The organism is Eudoraea sp. (assembly GCF_049665975.1).
Taxonomy (GTDB): domain Bacteria; phylum Bacteroidota; class Bacteroidia; order Flavobacteriales; family Flavobacteriaceae; genus Eudoraea.
Window position 1 is genome coordinate 1 of record NZ_JBATGR010000231.1, and the last position, 1599, is coordinate 1599.

The 1599-nt window shown below is 35.8% G+C and carries 3 protein-coding genes; all 3 read left to right on the forward strand.

What is annotated here, in order from left to right:
• The coding region (locus WBN20_RS08675; protein ID WP_424281395.1) for a LacI family DNA-binding transcriptional regulator at nucleotides 1-687 on the forward strand (687 nt) is incomplete at its 5' end.
• 18 nt (nucleotides 688-705) lie between these two features.
• Complete coding sequence (gene pgmB, locus WBN20_RS08680) at nucleotides 706-1377, forward strand: beta-phosphoglucomutase (protein WP_424281396.1); 672 nt, start codon at nucleotides 706-708, stop codon at nucleotides 1375-1377.
• A gap of 75 nt (nucleotides 1378-1452) precedes the next feature.
• A partial coding sequence (locus WBN20_RS08685) for a hypothetical protein (RefSeq protein WP_424281397.1) occupies nucleotides 1453-1599 on the forward strand: 147 nt, incomplete at its 3' end.

Consider the following 1599-nt stretch of genomic DNA (forward strand, 5'->3'; position numbering starts at 1 on the left):
AATGGCAGTATTGATGGCTTCATTATGGCTCTATCGGCAGAAACACAGCAAAAAAATGATTTCAATCATTTAAAGGAAATTATTAATCAGGGTATGCCTCTTGTCCTTTTCGACAGGGTTACGGATGAGGTGATTTGTGACAAGGTAGTTATTAACGACTTTGATGCTGCTTATATGGCGGTACAAAAACTTATAGATAATGGCAGAAAACGAATAGCACTCGTTACAACAGAAAGTTATTTGAACGTAAGCGAAAAAAGGGCTCAGGGTTATTATAAGGCTCTCAAAGACAACAACCTTGAGCTCGATGAAAGTTTAATTTTACGTTTGCCTTATCAATTCGAAGAAGAAACAAAGAGCGACGCCTTCTTTTCAGCAAACAAAATGGATGCTGTCTTATGTGTTAATGAAATTTTTGCGGTTAGATCTATGAGGACAGCACAGAAAAATGGAATAAGAATACCGGAAGACGTAGCTTTTATAGGTTTTACAGATGGTATTCTGTCTAAATTGGCTACGCCTTCACTTACATCGGTTGCCCAACATGGAGAACGAATGGGTGAAATTGCTGCTAGAATGCTTATTGAAAAGATAGAAAGAGGTGATGAAAAAGAATTAGAAGAAGAGACTTTTAGGACTGAAGTTATAGAAGCAACGCTGATTGAAAGAGAATCAACAATTAACTAATTATACATATATAGTAAAATGAAAAAAACCGGATTCATATTCGATTTGGACGGAGTAATTGTTGATACTGCGAAATACCACTATCTGGCCTGGAAAAATTTAGCCGATGAACTGGGTATAGATTTTACCGAGGAGGACAATGAGAAATTCAAAGGGGTTAGCCGTAAAAGATGCCTCGAACTTTTATTGGAAATGGGAAATATTTCCGTTTCTCAAGTGCAGTTTGATGCTTGGTTAGAAGAAAAAAACGAGGATTATTTAAAATATATTTCCAATATGGACGAAAGTGAAATACTTCCAGATGTGACCAAAGTCTTAGGATACCTTAAAGAGAAAGGAATTCCAATGGCACTTGGTTCTGCAAGTAAGAATGCAGTTTCCATTTTAAAAAAAGTTGAACTAATGTCCTATTTTGATGCTATTGTAGATGGAACTCAGGTAACCAAAGCTAAACCTGATCCTGAGGTCTTTTTGATTGCTGCAAAAAAAATGGGTGTAGAACCAGTAAATTGTGTAGTTTTTGAGGATGCACTTGCCGGAATAGAAGCTGCAAATACAGCCGGCATGGAGAGTATAGGGATTGGAGACGTGAAAATTTTGTCTGATGCCGACCATGGTTTTAACAACTTCACTGAAATAGATCTTGGGTTTTTAAATGATTTAATTTTGTTACTTAAGAGTAAAAATTAAAGTATTTATCCTGCAAATTATACTTATTTGCCTATTTTAATAAATTCTTAGAAAACGATTTAAACGCATTATAATATGAATAAAGAATATATCATAGCAGACGAATGGTCTATAATTGAAGAGGGATTTAAAAGGGAGAACGTAAAATCTTCCGAGAGCCTCTTTAGTATTGGAAATGGAGCCATGGGGCAACGGGCAAATTTTGAGGAACAGTATTCCGGA